We start from the raw sequence: 12,811 nt of genomic DNA on the forward strand, positions 1-12,811 counted from the left end.
GGGGCCGTGGGGGCGCACTGAATGTTCATTCCGCTGCACGACGCCAACAGCCTGAAATACATCAAGATGCAATATGTGACGATCGGGCTGATCGTCGCCAATGTTGTTGTCTGGCTGATGACGACCTTTTCCAGCGAGAATTTCGCGCAGGCGGCGGCGATCGGGCTAGGCTACATCCCCTCGACCATCTACGACCTCGCCGAGCGCGGTCCGGACCAGATCATCGTTCCCGACATCCTCACCTACATCACTTACGCCTTCCTGCACGGCGACTTCATGCATCTTGCCGGCAACATGCTGTTCCTGTGGGTGTTCGGTGACAATGTCGAGGATGCGCTCGGCCATGTCCGCTTCCTGATCTTCTACCTGCTCTGCGCCATCGCCGGCGCCTGGCTGCACGGCATCGTCGACGTGAATTCGCAGGTGCCGCTGATCGGCGCGTCGGGCGCGATCGCAGGTGTGGTCTCAGCCTATCTCCTGCTGCATCCGCGGGTGAAGGTCTGGGTGCTTGTGCTGATGCGCCTGCCGCTGCGCATTCCCGCCTGGATCCCGATCGTGCTCTGGATTGCCTTCCAGTTCCTCATGTTCGCAGCTGCCGGCAAGGAGCAGGTATCGTGGGCCGCGCATATCGGCGGCATCATTGCCGGCGCGGTGCTGATCGTGTTCATGCGGCGCAAGGGCGTGCCGCTCCTCGACAGGGACATCGTCACGCCGCGCGGCGCCGAAGTCGCCCTGCCGCCGCCGGCCACCGCGCCGGTTTCCCCGAGCGGCCCCTGGGGCCGGCAGTAGGACCATTGTCCAGCGGCCGTCGACCCGCGACGCGCACATGCGCTGTGTCGAACAGCACCGGGCTGACGTCGCCCGATCTTCGACAGGGCGCCGGGACCCTACCGGCCCCCAGGCAGCCCGCGGGATCGGCGACGCCGACACAGCCGCTTCGCGGCCATCGTTTGCTTATTGACGCGACTGGCCCCCACGACTAGAGCAACAAGCGTTTTTCGGGTCTTTGAGGCCCGATGTCCGTTTTCTAGTGCCGCCACGTCGGCAATTGGCAAGCCGGCAAGCCATCTGCGTGATAGCAGCGCCGGATACGCATCAGAGAGGAAATCGACGCATGAAAGTACTTGTGCCTGTGAAGCGGGTTGTGGACGCGAATGTGAAGATCCGCGTTAAAGGCGACGGGTCCGGTGTCGAGCTTGCCAATGTGAAGATGGCAATGAACCCGTTCGACGAGATCAGCGTCGAGGAAGCGATCCGCCTCAAGGAAGCCGGTAAGGTCGAGGAGATCGTGGTCGTGTCGGTCGGCCCGGCGCAGGCACAGGAGACGATCCGCACGGCGCTCGCAATGGGTGCTGACCGCGGCATCCTGGTCAAGGTCGACGAGACGGTCGAACCGCTGACGGTTGCCAAGATCCTGAAGGGCATCGCGGACGCCGAGAAGCCGGAACTGATCATCCTTGGCAAGCAGGCGATCGACGACGACGCCAACCAGACCGGCCAGATGCTGGCTGCACTGCTGGGCTGGTCGCAGGCAACGTTCGCCTCGAAGGTCGAGCTTGCCGACGGCAAGGCCAAGGTGACGCGCGAGGTCGACGGCGGCCTGCAGGTGATCGAGGTGAAGCTGCCTGCGATCGTGACGACCGACCTGCGCCTCAACCAGCCGCGCTATGCCTCGCTGCCGAACATCATGAAGGCGAAGAAGAAGCCGCTGGACGAAAAGACGGCCGGCGACTTCGGCGTCGAAGTGAAGGCGCGGCTGAAAGTGCTGAAGACCGAAGAGCCGGGCGGCCGCAAGGCGGGCGTGAAGGTCAAGACCGTCCAAGAACTCGTGTCGGCCCTCAAGGGCGCCGGCGTTATCTGAGGCGATCAGGAAAGGATCAGAACAATGGCAATTCTCCTCGTCGCCGAACATGACAACGCCTCGCTGTCGGACCAGACATCGAAGGCCCTCTCCGCTGCGCTGAAGATTGGCTCGGACGTCCACATCCTCGTCGCCGGCAAGGGCGCCAAGGCGGCCGCCGACGCGGCCTCCAAGCTCAAGGGCGCAACCAAGGTGCTGCTCGTCGAGAGCGACGCGCTGGCCGAGCGCCTGGCCGAACCGGTCGCTGCCACCGTGGTGGCGCTCGCGGGCGGCTACGACACGATCATCGCGCCGGCGACCACCATGGGTAAGAACGTGCTGCCGCGCGTCGCCGCCCTGCTCGACGTGATGCAGATCTCCGAGATCATCGAGGTCGTCTCGGCCGACACCTTCAAGCGCCCGATCTATGCCGGCAACGCCATCCAGACGGTGCAGTCGACCGATCCGAAGAAAGTGATCACCGTGCGCACCGCCTCGTTCCAGGCGGCGGGCGAAGGCGGCTCGGCTCCGGTCGAGAGCGTCAACGCGGCGGCCGATCCGGGCCTGTCCTCCTTCGTGGAGAACCGGCTGTCCGAGAGCGACCGTCCGGAGCTGACCTCGGCCAAGATCATCATCTCGGGCGGCCGCGCACTCGGTTCCTCGGAGAAGTTCCAGGAGGTCATCCTGCCGGTGGCCGACAAGCTGGGTGCCGCCGTGGGTGCCTCGCGCGCCGCGGTCGACGCGGGCTACGCGCCGAACGACTGGCAGGTCGGCCAGACCGGCAAGGTCGTCGCCCCGCAGCTCTACATCGCGGTCGGCATCTCCGGCGCGATCCAGCACCTCGCAGGCATGAAGGACTCGAAGGTCATCGTCGCCATCAACAAGGACGAGGAGGCCCCGATCTTCCAGGTCGCCGACTACGGCCTCGTCGGCGATCTCTTCACCATCCTGCCGGAGCTTGAAAAGGCTCTTTGACAGCCGGCCTGCAAAGGTATGAAATCTCCGGGGCGGGGTAGACGAAGTCTCCCCGCCCTTTTAGTTTGCACTGCACAAAGACCTGGGGCACTCGGGTCCGGGTGGAGACAGGGCGAGGAACATGGGCAAGATCGGAACCGTCGGCATCATTGGTGCCGGGCAGATGGGCGGCGGCATCGCCCATGTCGCGGCACTCGCCGGCTACGACGTCCTCCTCTACGACATCTCCAAAGACCGTATCGAGAAAGGCATCGCCACCGTCAGCGGCAACATGGCCCGCCAGGTTGCCTCCGGGAAGATGCCTGAACAGGCCCGCAACGCCGCCGTCGGCCGCATCCGCCCGGCCGAGACGATGCAGGATCTCGCTGGCGCCGACCTCGTGATCGAGGCAGCGACGGAGGACGAGACGGTCAAGCGTAAGATCTTCCAGCAGCTTTGCCCGGTGCTGAATCCGGAGGCGCTCATCGCCACCAACACCTCGTCGATCTCGATCACCCGCATGGCGGCGAGCACGGATCGGCCCGAGCGTTTCATCGGCATCCACTTCATGAACCCCGTGCCGGTGATGAAGCTGGTGGAACTGGTGCGCGGCATCGCCACTGTCGACCAGACCTTCGAGGCAGCGAAGGCCTTTGTCCATTCGCTTGACAAGACGATTACGGTGGCCGAGGACTTCCCGGCCTTCATCGTCAACCGCATCCTCCTGCCGATGATCAACGAGGCGATCTACGTGCTTTATGAGGGCGTCGGCACGGTGGAGGGCATCGACACGGCGATGAAGCTCGGCGCCAACCATCCGATGGGACCGCTGCAGCTCGCCGACTTCATCGGTCTCGACACCTGCCTGTCGATCATGCAGGTGCTGCATGACGGCCTGTCGGATACGAAATACCGTCCCTGCCCGCTCTTGGTAAAATATGTCGAGGCCGGCTGGCTCGGCCGCAAGACCGGCCGCGGCTTTTACGACTATCGCGGCGAAACGCCCATCCCGACGCGGTAGGGCATTTCTAGAACACGTCCTTACGCTTCCTGATTTCGGCGAAGATCGCCTCGTCGGACGCCGTTTCCATGCCGAGGTTCCTGCGGATCACCGGGTCGTGCCAGCGCAGGAAAGGGTTGGTCGACATCTCGGCCATCAGCGTGGTCGGCAGCGTCGGCTTGTCGGCGGCGCGCAGCGCCTCGATCTCCTTCGCACGCTCCTTCAGCGCCGAGTTGGTCGGGTCGACCGACAGCGCAAAGCGGGCGTTGGACAGGGTGTATTCGTGGCCGCAATAGACGACCGTCTCCAGCGGCAGTTCGGCGAGCTTCTTCAGCGACCGATACATGTCGGTCGGCCCGCGCTCGAACAGCCGCCCGCAGCCGAGCGCGAAGAGCGTGTCGCCGGCAAAGAGCAGTCCGTCCTTCGGCAGGTGGTAGCAGACGTGGCCGGCCGTGTGTCCGGGCGTTTCGATGACATGGACCGGATGGCCGGAGAAGTCGAAGCTCTCGCCGTCGACCACCGTCCTGTCGATCCCGGGAATCTTCGCGGCCTCCGCCTTCGGCCCGATGATCGTCAGGCCGAAGCGTTCCTTCAGCGCGAGATTGGCCTCGACATGGTCGGGATGGTGGTGCGTGGTCAGGATGACCGTCGGCCGCCAGCCAGTGCGCTCCACCGCCTCAAGGATCGGCCGCTCCTCGGGCGCGTCGATCACTGCCGTCTGCCCGGTCGAGGCGTCGTGCAGCAGGACGCCGAAATTGTCGCTTCGGCACATGAATTGTTCGACCATCAGGGGCATGAGCGGCTTCTCCGGGAGATGGCCGGAAGATAGGGCGGCCATCGGCCGATGTCATCCCGCGTTCCTTGAACAATTACCAACACATGGGTACGGTCGAGGCCATGTATGCCGACATTGTCGATCTTCGCGCCTTCTATTCGTCCCTGCTCGGCAGGCTGGCGGAGAAGTCGATCGCGGCCGCGATGGAGCCTGTATGGGCTGCCGTCCCCAACGAACGGCTGGTCGGCCTCGGCTACGCCCTGCCCTGGCTGGAGCGGTTCGGCACCGATGCCGAGCGTGTCTTCGCCTTCATGCCCGCGACGCAAGGGGCCGTGAACTGGCCGCCGCAGGGGCCGTCCGCCACCGCTCTTGTGTTCGACGAGGAGCTGCCACTGCCCGATTCCTCGATCGACCGGATATTGATGGTGCATGCGCTCGAGCACTCCGAGGACCCGCACGAGACGCTGAAGGAGATGTGGCGGGTGCTGGCCCCGAACGGACGCCTGGTCGTGGTCGTGCCGAACCGCCGCGGAGTCTGGGCCCGCCTCGAACACACGCCCTTCGGCACAGGCCGGCCCTATTCGCGCGGCCAGCTCATCAAGACGCTGCGCGAATCAAACTTCACCCCCGGTCCCTTCTCGGAGGCGCTGTTCTTTCCGCCGAGCCATCGCCGGGCGGTCCTGCGTCTGCATCACTATCTCGAGCGGGCCGGACGGCGCTTTTGGCCGATGTTTTCCGGCGTGATCGTCGTCGAGGCGCAGAAGCGGCTCTATCAGGGCATCCCCGTCAGCCGGCGCGCCTCGCGCCGTGTTTTCGTGCCGGTGCTCAGTCCGCAGGGCGCCGGACGCAGTTCGTTAACCGATCGGTAACCATCTTGTCGCAGCATTCTCCCGGGCAAATCGGGGAATAGCATGCAGATCACCCGCTTCGACGACCGGCGCGTCATAGGTGCCATCATCGCACAGCTTTCGGAGCTGGGCTGGGAGCTCGACGACCTCGACATGCATCTGAGCCTTCACGGCCCGGTCGATCTCGACTTGCTGCAGGAATGCATCCGGGAAGCCAACGAGGCTCGGACGGATGCATCGCTGCCCTTCGCCCGGGCCGCCTGATTGGATCCTGCGTTCTGCTTCCGCGCGACGGTTGTCGCACGGAGGCAAAAGTTACGCCGTCACGAGCGCCGGGCGCTGACCGATCTTGTCCAGCTCGAACGATGTCGTCTGGTAGACCTGGTTGATCCAGTTGCCGAACAGAAGATGGGCGTGCGAACGCCAGCGGTTGAGCGGCGGCCGGCTCGGATCGTCGTCCGGATAGTATTCGTGCGGTATCGCGATCGGCGTGCCCGCGGCGACGTCACGATCATATTCTTCCTTCAGCGACGTCGAGTCGTATTCGATGTGGTTGAACATATAGAGCCGGTTGCCGGTCCGTTCGGCAACGAGGCATGGGCCGGTCGCATCTGATTCCATCAGCAGTTCCAGGCTCGGCGCGGCGGACACGTCGGCACTCTTCACCTCCGTCCAGCGCGAGACCGGAATGGCGAAATCGTCCGAGAAGCCGGCGAGGTAAGGCGACGCCGGGGCGTTGTTGGTGTGCCTGAAGACCCCGAAGGCCTTCTGGTCCAGCGGATATTTCGGGACGCGATGGAAGTGCCAGGCGGCCGCCATGGCGCCCCAGCAGATGAAGAAGGACGAGTGCACGTTCGACTTCGTCCAGTCGAGAATACGGGTCAGTTCGTTCCAGTAGGACACCTGTTCGAACGGCAGCAACTCGATGGGCGCCCCAGTGATGATGAAGCCATCGAACTTGCGCTCCGCGACCTCCTCCCAGGTCTGGTAGAAGGAAATCAGGTGCTCCTCGGACGTGTTACGAGCCTTGTGGCCGCCGATGCGCACGAGCGACAGCTCGACCTGCAGCGGAGACGCTCCGATCAGGCGCGCGAACTGTGTTTCGGTGCGGATCTTGTTGGGCATCAGGTTCAGGAGCCCGATCTGCAGCGGACGGATGTCCTGGCGCAGCGCCGTCCGCTCGTCCATCACGGACACACCCTCACGGACGAGGATTTCCCGGGCGGGAAGCTGATCGGGTATCTTGATCGGCATCGCAAACTCCAAACAAAAACCGGCCTGCGGGTCGCGCAAAGCCGGTTGCAATCTGCGACGGCCCTTTAGCGACTTGTTTAACGTGGCTGCAAGCCGACCGGCCAAATCACCACGGGTTCACGCACCACATAGTCCCGCCCGGAGCGGGCGTCAATGGGACGGCGAACCGGCACAGCCGGCCCGCCGCGTCCCATCTCATGCATCGATGTCGACGTTCCTCGTCTCCTTGCCGACCAGCAACGCGCCCAGGGTGATGAGCGCCATGACCGACAGGTAGACGCCCACCCAGAAGGGACTGCCCCCGCCCGCGCTCCAGAGCGCCACCGCCACGAAGGGAGCGACGGCAGCACCCAGGATGGAGGAGACGTTGTAGGAGACGCCCGAGCCCGTATAGCGCACATTGGCCGGGAACAGCTCCGGCAGCAGCGCGCCCATCGGACCGAAGGTCATGCCCATCAGCGTGAAGCCGAGGATCAGCCAGGCCAGCACGCCGGGCGTGCCGAGCGAAAGGAGCGGCACCCAGCACAGGCCGAACAGGGCGATGCCCGTCGTGACCCAGATGAGTGTCTTGCGGCGGCCCCAGCGATCGGCCCAGGGGCCGGACACCAGCGTGAAGATGCCGAAGAAGACGACGCCCACGATCATCATCAGCACGAAGGTCCGGTAGTCGTAGCCGAGGCCCGGCACCGCCGCTGTAGTGGCCGCGCGACCGTAGCTGAGCGAGAAAGTCGTCATCAGGTAGAACAGCACGTAGGTCGCAAGCATGTAGAGCGTGCCGAGGATCAGCTCCTTCCAATGGTCGCGGAACGCGGCCGCGAGCGGCAGCTTCTGCACCTTGCCCTTCTTCACGGTGTTCTCGAAGGCCGAGCTCTCGACGAGGTTGAGCCGCACCCACAGGCCCACGGCGACCATAACGATCGAGAACAGGAAGGGAATACGCCAACCCCAGTTTAGGAAGGCTTCGGAAGGCCGCGAGGGATCGTCCGACGGCATCAGCGCCGCGATAATCAGGAACAGCCCATTGGCGATGATGAAGCCGATCGGCGCGCCGAGCTGCGGGAAGGTACCGAACACCGCCCGCTTGCCGGCCGGCGCGTTCTCGGTTGCAACCAGCGCTGCGCCGCTCCACTCGCCGCCGAGCGCGAAGCCCTGTGCGAGGCGCATGATCACCAGCAGCGCGGTGGCAAGCCACCCGGCGGTCTCGTAGGTCGGCAGCGCTCCGATCAGGAAGGTGGCGATGCCCATGGTGAGCAGCGCGCCGACAAGCGTGATCTTGCGGCCGCGCCGATCGCCGAGATGGCCAAAGAAGATCGCCCCAAGCGGGCGCGCCACCATGGCGGCGCCGAACACCGCGAAGGAGGCGAGCAGCGCAGTCGTCTCGTTGCCCGCCGGGAAGAAGAGGTGCGGGAACACGAGCACGGCGGCCGTGGCGTAGACGTAGAAATCGTAGAACTCGATCGTCGTGCCGACCAGGCTTGCGAGAATGACGCGCGAGCGCGGATTGGCTGGCGCTGCGTGTCCGGCATTGGCCGTCGCGATGGTCGACATGGATATGCTCCTTGGGAGGTCGGCAGAATCTGGCCTGGAGCGCCGCTTGCGCTCCGCTGCTGCCGCACGTCATGGTCCGGGATTGCGGCTGCGCTATCAAAATGACGGCCTCTCTTGAAGGTCCGATCCTGCATAGCCGCCATGCATGGTCGCCCGGGCGCGACAGGCGCATCCGCCGAAGAAGGCGGCCTCTGCAACAAGATTTCCCTCAAGAGGGAAGTCCGACACACGCGCCGTTCAAAATCGGTTGTCTGATTTTGACATACACCCTTGTGGGGAGGCAGGGGATGACACGCAGGTATGGAGCTAAGCGGCGTTATGTCGTCCTGCCCGGCGCGGGCGTGACGAGCGAAACCATGCCGTCCTCGGTGGCCGGCATGCGGGCGGGGATCGTCAAAGTCGCTGCGGACAACATCGGCCGCTACGGGCATTTCAGCGCCAACGCCATGGTGGCGGCCGCCCGCTCGGTCAGCGACGAGCTCGGCGAGGCAGTCGGCAGCAACGACTTCGAAGTCGTGTCGCAGCGATTTCCCGACGGCCCCGCCGTGGTCGCGATGACGCATGCGGGCAGACTCGCGCTGGAGGCGGCCAATCCCGACCTTCGCGTGCTGCCGATCACCAAATACTACCTGCCAGGCCGCAAGCCGCGGCGCGTGCGGCCGGCGCCATGCCGAGCGGCATCAGCGCTGTCGACGGTACTGGCACGATCTTTTCCGCCGACGCCAAGCAGCATTTCCTGGCTGGAGAGGTCAACGGGCACCAGAACGGCAAGGGCGTGACCGTGGGCATTGTCCATCGCCATAGGCCCGCAGGGAGGCGAAGGAGCGTCCGATCGCCCCGCCCGGTCGCGCCCCCCCTTCCCCCACCCCACCAAAATCCGCTAAAGGCACGCGTCTTCTCGAACAGGAACCGCCCGCCATGTCCGCAACCCTTCGTCCCGAGCCCAAACCCGGCGTGATGGACATCGCGGCCTACGTACCGGGCAAAAGCGCGGCCCCTGCCGGCGTGAAGCTTCACAAGCTCTCCTCCAACGAAAACCCGCTCGGCGCTTCGCCCGCTGCCAAGGAGGCGGTGAAGGCGCTGGCTGAAAAAATGGAGTTCTATCCCGACGGCGCCGCGACGAAGCTGCGCGAGGCAATCGGCGAGGTACACGGGCTGAACCCTGCCAACATCGTCTGCTCGAACGGATCGGACGAGATACTCGGCCTGCTGGCGCAGACCTATCTCACGGCGGGCGACGAGGCGATCATCACCGAGCACGGCTTCCTCGTCTACAAGATCTACACCCAAGCCGCGGGCGCTGTGCCCGTGACCGTCCGGGAGAAGGACGCGACCACCGACGTCGACGCGATCCTCGCCGCCGTGACGGACCGAACCCGCATCGTCTTCCTCGCCAATCCGAACAACCCGACCGGCACCTATATCCCATTCGACGAGGTGCGCCGCCTGCATGCCGCCCTGCCGAAGAACGTGCTGCTGGTGCTGGACGCGGCCTATGCCGAATTCGTGCGCCGTAACGACTATGAGTCCGGCATCGAGCTGGTCTCCTCGACCGAGAACGTCGTGATGACCCGGACCTTCTCCAAGGTGCACGGGCTGGGCGGCATCCGCCTCGGCTGGGCCTACTGTCCGGCCCACATCGCCGATGCGATGAACCGCATGCGCGGCCCCTTCAACGTCAACGCCGCCGCGATCGAGGCCGGCATCGCCGCGATCCGCGACCGTTCGCACGTCGAGCGTTCTGTCGCGCACAACGAGCAGTGGCTGGCCTGGACGACGGAAGAACTGACGAAGCTCGGCCTGACGGTGACGCCGTCGGTCGGCAACTTCATCCTGATCCACTTCCCGGCCGGCGAGGCGCATTCGGCCGCGAAGGCCGACGATTATCTCACCGCCCGCGGCTATGTGCTGCGCCGGGTCGCGGCCTACGGCTTCCCCAATGCGTTGCGCATGACGATCGGCACCGAGGAGGCCAACCGCGGCGTCGTCGCGGCGCTGAAGGACTTCCTCAAATGACCGAGCCGCAGTTCGAGAAGATCGCGCTGGTCGGCATCGGCCTGATCGGCTCGTCGCTGGCGCGCGTCATCCGCCGCGAGGGGCTGGCGAAGCATATCGCCATCTCCACGCGCAGCGCCGCGACGCTGAGGCGCGCGGAGGAGCTCGGCCTCGGCGACAGCTATTCGACCGATGCGAAGGAAGCGGTGCGCGACGCGGACTTGGTCATCGTCTCGGTTCCCGTCGGCTCGTCGGGCGCGGTGGCCGAGGAGATCGCGCCGGCCCTGAGGCAGGGCGCGATCCTGACGGACGTCGGCTCGACCAAGGGCTCTGTCATCGCACAGATGGCGCCGCACGTGCCGGCCGGCGTCCACTTCATCCCGGGGCATCCGCTGGCGGGCACGGAGAAGTCGGGACCGGACGCGGGATTTGCCGACCTGTTCGAGAACCGCTGGTGCATCTTCACGCCTCTGCCCGGCACCGACCCGGCAGCGCTGGAGAAGCTGTCCTTCTTCTGGCGCGCCTGCGGATCGAATGTCGACGTGATGGACGCCGAGCACCACGACCGCGTGCTGGCGATCGTCTCGCACCTGCCACATATCATCGCCTACAACATCGTCGGCACGGCGAGCGATCTCGAAGAGGTGGCGGAAGGCGAAGTGATCAAATACGCCGCCTCCGGCTTCCGCGACTTTACCCGCCTCGCCGCGTCCGACCCGACCATGTGGCGGGACGTGTGCCTGCACAACAGGGACGCGATCCTCGAAATGCTGGCGCGCTTCTCCGAAGACCTTGCCTATCTGCAGAAGGCGGTGCGATGGGGCGACGGGGAGAAACTGTTCGACCTATTCACCCGCACGCGTGCCGTCCGGCGTTCGATCATCGAAGCCGGCCAGGAAGTGGACGTGCCCGACTTCGGCCGCCAGGTCGTGGCGCATCCGCCGAAATCCTAGTGCCCCTCTGCCCTTCGCGCGAGAAGGGCAGAGCTAAGCTCTCATCTTCTCCAGCCAATCCTTTCCACATCCGCGATCGTGGATAATCGCCAGCGGGTCCTGGTGGTCGAGGCGGGAGCAGAGCCGGTAGACCTCCAGTGTCTCGGCGTTCATCAGTCCGCGCTTGTAGAGGGCCATCGCTGCCGCATAGCGCGCCCGGCCGGACCACGTCTCGCCGAGCGGCGTGCGGACCAGCGCCCAGTTCTCCGCGAGTTCGGCATCGTCGTCCGACATCAGAAATCACCTGGCGGCGTCAGCGTGCGTCGCGCGAGCTTGACGAAGGGGCGTTCGACGATCTTCGCGCGCTTCATCAGCTTCTGGTAGCGCAGCTCGCGCATGGCGTAGATCTCGACCCAGAGATCGTCGACGATCTTCGTGCCGTAGGGCCGTTCCAGACTGGCAATCGCAATATTGCGCTTGCCCGTCGGCGACCAGACGCCGGCCGTGACGATCCCCGCCTCCTTCGTCTTCCGATGATAGACGATCACGTGTTCGGCCGGGACATTGCCCTCGATCTCCAGGCCGACCAGCACATGCTTCAGCGTACCATCGCGCCGCGCGCGCTCAATGGCGCGACGGCCATTGAAATGCGGCTTGTCGAAATCGACCATCCAGTCGAGCCCGATCTCATCGGGCATCCTGACGCGGTCGGCGCGGACGGCGTGCTCGGCCGTGGTGAAATCGGTATTGGCGACGATGAATCCGGTCTCGATGCGGGCGCGGTTGAGCGCGGTGTAGCCAATGGCGCGGATGCCGCGCAGCTTTCCCGCGACGAACAGGTGATCCCACAGTGGCAGCGCAAGATTCGCGTCGACAAAGAGCTCGTAACCGAGATCACCGGTGAAGCCGGTGCGTGAGATGGTCACCTCGCCTGCGGGGAAGTGAAAGACGCGGATGTCGAACGGCTTCATCGTCTCGATACCGACGAAGCCCGCATCCTTGAGCGCCGCGCACGACATCGGCCCCTGCACCGCAAGCCCTGCGATTTCCTCGGTCTCCTCGCGCACGCTCACATCGAAGCCGATAGCGCTATCGAGCAGCCATGGCAGGTGGCGCTCCTGGCAGCAGAGGCGGAAGCGGGTGGCGGAGAGGCGGAACAGTGTGCCGTCGTCGAGGACGTGGCCCTCGTCGTCGCACCAGGCGGTACTGCACCTTGCCGGGCTTGAGCTTTGTCACATTGCGCAGTGTAAGCCGGTTGCAGAACACCTCCGCATCCGGCCCCTCGATGCGGTATTTCACCATCGGCGAGATGTCGAACACCGCCGTCTGCGAGCGGATGGCGAAATACTCCATCTCCTCGTCCCACAACGAATGCGGCGCCTTGTAGCCGGCCCAGGAATACCAGTCGTTCTGCTGCGACAGGGCGGCGAGGCGGGGATGGAACGGGGATTCGAGGCGCAGGTTCTCGATGTGGGATTGCGCGGCGCGGCGAGTGGCGAGAGCGTTCGTCATGGCGATGTAGAGCTCCTTCGCGCTGATGACGCCCCCTCCACCACTTCGTGGTCCCCCTCCCCCGTAAACGGGGGAGGATCCAGGTCACACCGGCGGTGCTGCCGCGGATCCTCCCCTGCGAAGCGGGGGAGGGGGACCGCCGAAGGCGGTGGA

At 65.1% G+C, this 12,811-nt stretch carries 13 protein-coding genes, 1 pseudogene and 1 riboswitch; of the genes and pseudogenes, 9 read left to right on the top strand and 5 right to left on the bottom strand.

All coding sequences use genetic code 11. The annotated features are described in order from the left end of the window. Positions 1-21 precede the first annotated feature (21 nt). The 4 genes from LRS09_RS06945 to LRS09_RS06960 all read left to right on the top strand — a co-directional run bounded on the left by LRS09_RS06945 (position 22) and on the right by LRS09_RS06960 (position 3,815). Positions 22-789, top strand: a complete 768-nt coding sequence (locus tag LRS09_RS06945) for a rhomboid family intramembrane serine protease (RefSeq protein ID WP_257805055.1) — start codon at positions 22-24, stop codon at positions 787-789. 325 nt (positions 790-1,114) lie between these two features. Next, on the top strand, positions 1,115-1,861 hold the full coding sequence (locus tag LRS09_RS06950) for an electron transfer flavoprotein subunit beta/FixA family protein (protein ID WP_257805056.1): 747 nt from the start codon (positions 1,115-1,117) through the stop codon (positions 1,859-1,861). 24 nt (positions 1,862-1,885) lie between these two features. Continuing rightward, entirely contained in the window at positions 1,886-2,815 is a 930-nt protein-coding gene (locus LRS09_RS06955; protein WP_257805057.1) for an electron transfer flavoprotein subunit alpha/FixB family protein, read from the top strand. 121 nt (positions 2,816-2,936) lie between these two features. Further along, positions 2,937-3,815 carry a 3-hydroxybutyryl-CoA dehydrogenase gene (locus LRS09_RS06960; RefSeq protein WP_257805058.1) on the top strand — a complete coding sequence of 293 codons (879 nt, stop codon included), beginning with the start codon at positions 2,937-2,939 and terminating at the stop codon, positions 3,813-3,815. Positions 3,816-3,822: 7 nt separating this feature from the next. Here the strand turns inward: LRS09_RS06960 and gloB are convergent, their stop codons facing one another. After that, positions 3,823-4,590, bottom strand: coding sequence for a hydroxyacylglutathione hydrolase (gene gloB, locus LRS09_RS06965; RefSeq protein WP_257805059.1), 768 nt, complete (start codon positions 4,588-4,590; stop codon positions 3,823-3,825). 101 nt (positions 4,591-4,691) lie between these two features. Between gloB and LRS09_RS06970 the strand changes: the two genes are divergently transcribed. Next, the gene (locus LRS09_RS06970) at positions 4,692-5,438 is read left to right on the top strand and encodes a class I SAM-dependent methyltransferase (RefSeq protein WP_257810144.1); all 747 of its coding nucleotides are present in this window, start codon (positions 4,692-4,694) and stop codon (positions 5,436-5,438) included. 42 nt (positions 5,439-5,480) lie between these two features. After that, the gene (locus LRS09_RS06975) at positions 5,481-5,681 is read left to right on the top strand and encodes a hypothetical protein (protein ID WP_257805060.1); all 201 of its coding nucleotides are present in this window, start codon (positions 5,481-5,483) and stop codon (positions 5,679-5,681) included. A 51-nt stretch (positions 5,682-5,732) separates the two neighbouring features. Here LRS09_RS06975 and metA read toward each other — a convergent pair whose 3' ends face one another. Together metA and LRS09_RS06985 are read right to left on the bottom strand one after the other, a co-directional pair. Continuing rightward, positions 5,733-6,671 carry a homoserine O-succinyltransferase gene (gene metA, locus LRS09_RS06980; protein ID WP_257805061.1) on the bottom strand — a complete coding sequence of 313 codons (939 nt, stop codon included), beginning with the start codon at positions 6,669-6,671 and terminating at the stop codon, positions 5,733-5,735. Between the two features lie 45 nt (positions 6,672-6,716). Next, positions 6,717-6,794: riboswitch (SAM riboswitch) on the bottom strand. A 72-nt stretch (positions 6,795-6,866) separates the two neighbouring features. Further along, the gene (locus LRS09_RS06985; RefSeq protein ID WP_257805062.1) at positions 6,867-8,219 is read right to left on the bottom strand and encodes an MFS transporter; all 1,353 of its coding nucleotides are present in this window, start codon (positions 8,217-8,219) and stop codon (positions 6,867-6,869) included. Positions 8,220-8,506: 287 nt separating this feature from the next. On the opposite strand from LRS09_RS06985, the gene LRS09_RS06990 reads away from it, so the two are divergent. The 3 genes from LRS09_RS06990 to LRS09_RS07000 all read left to right on the top strand — a co-directional run bounded on the left by LRS09_RS06990 (position 8,507) and on the right by LRS09_RS07000 (position 11,167). Then, positions 8,507-8,998, top strand: a complete 492-nt coding sequence (locus LRS09_RS06990; protein WP_257805063.1) for a hypothetical protein — start codon at positions 8,507-8,509, stop codon at positions 8,996-8,998. Positions 8,999-9,137: 139 nt separating this feature from the next. Next, on the top strand, positions 9,138-10,235 hold the full coding sequence (gene hisC, locus LRS09_RS06995) for a histidinol-phosphate transaminase (RefSeq protein ID WP_257805064.1): 1,098 nt from the start codon (positions 9,138-9,140) through the stop codon (positions 10,233-10,235). Beyond that, positions 10,232-11,167: a prephenate/arogenate dehydrogenase family protein gene (locus LRS09_RS07000; protein ID WP_257805065.1), complete on the top strand. Its 936-nt coding sequence runs from the start codon at positions 10,232-10,234 to the stop codon at positions 11,165-11,167. Before hisC ends, LRS09_RS07000 begins: the two co-directional genes overlap by 4 nt. Before the next feature lie 33 nt (positions 11,168-11,200). Here LRS09_RS07000 and LRS09_RS07005 read toward each other — a convergent pair whose 3' ends face one another. Further along, a complete protein-coding gene (locus LRS09_RS07005; protein WP_257805066.1) occupies positions 11,201-11,440 on the bottom strand; it encodes a hypothetical protein in 240 nt (79 codons plus the stop codon). Continuing rightward, positions 11,440-12,658, bottom strand: a pseudogene (locus LRS09_RS07010) (aminomethyltransferase family protein). Before LRS09_RS07010 ends, LRS09_RS07005 begins: the two are co-directional and overlap by 1 nt. Positions 12,659-12,811 lie beyond the last annotated feature (153 nt).

Origin of the sequence: Mesorhizobium sp. J428, from assembly GCF_024699925.1 — a bacterium.
In the GTDB taxonomy this organism is placed as follows: domain Bacteria; phylum Pseudomonadota; class Alphaproteobacteria; order Rhizobiales; family Rhizobiaceae; genus Mesorhizobium_A.

Bases quoted from the DNA above. Each gene is read 5' to 3' on its own strand.
- LRS09_RS06945 (WP_257805055.1), top strand. From the start codon at position 22: ATGTTCATTCCGCTGCACGACGCCAACAGCCTGAAATACATCAAGATG.
- LRS09_RS06950 (WP_257805056.1), top strand. From the start codon at position 1,115: ATGAAAGTACTTGTGCCTGTGAAGCGGGTTGTGGACGCGAATGTGAAG.
- LRS09_RS06955 (WP_257805057.1), top strand. From the start codon at position 1,886: ATGGCAATTCTCCTCGTCGCCGAACATGACAACGCCTCGCTGTCGGAC.
- LRS09_RS06960 (WP_257805058.1), top strand. From the start codon at position 2,937: ATGGGCAAGATCGGAACCGTCGGCATCATTGGTGCCGGGCAGATGGGC.
- gloB (WP_257805059.1), bottom strand. From the start codon at position 4,590: ATGCCCCTGATGGTCGAACAATTCATGTGCCGAAGCGACAATTTCGGC.
- LRS09_RS06970 (WP_257810144.1), top strand. From the start codon at position 4,692: ATGTATGCCGACATTGTCGATCTTCGCGCCTTCTATTCGTCCCTGCTC.
- LRS09_RS06975 (WP_257805060.1), top strand. From the start codon at position 5,481: ATGCAGATCACCCGCTTCGACGACCGGCGCGTCATAGGTGCCATCATC.
- metA (WP_257805061.1), bottom strand. From the start codon at position 6,671: ATGCCGATCAAGATACCCGATCAGCTTCCCGCCCGGGAAATCCTCGTC.
- LRS09_RS06985 (WP_257805062.1), bottom strand. From the start codon at position 8,219: ATGTCGACCATCGCGACGGCCAATGCCGGACACGCAGCGCCAGCCAAT.
- LRS09_RS06990 (WP_257805063.1), top strand. From the start codon at position 8,507: ATGACACGCAGGTATGGAGCTAAGCGGCGTTATGTCGTCCTGCCCGGC.
- hisC (WP_257805064.1), top strand. From the start codon at position 9,138: ATGTCCGCAACCCTTCGTCCCGAGCCCAAACCCGGCGTGATGGACATC.
- LRS09_RS07000 (WP_257805065.1), top strand. From the start codon at position 10,232: ATGACCGAGCCGCAGTTCGAGAAGATCGCGCTGGTCGGCATCGGCCTG.
- LRS09_RS07005 (WP_257805066.1), bottom strand. From the start codon at position 11,440: ATGTCGGACGACGATGCCGAACTCGCGGAGAACTGGGCGCTGGTCCGC.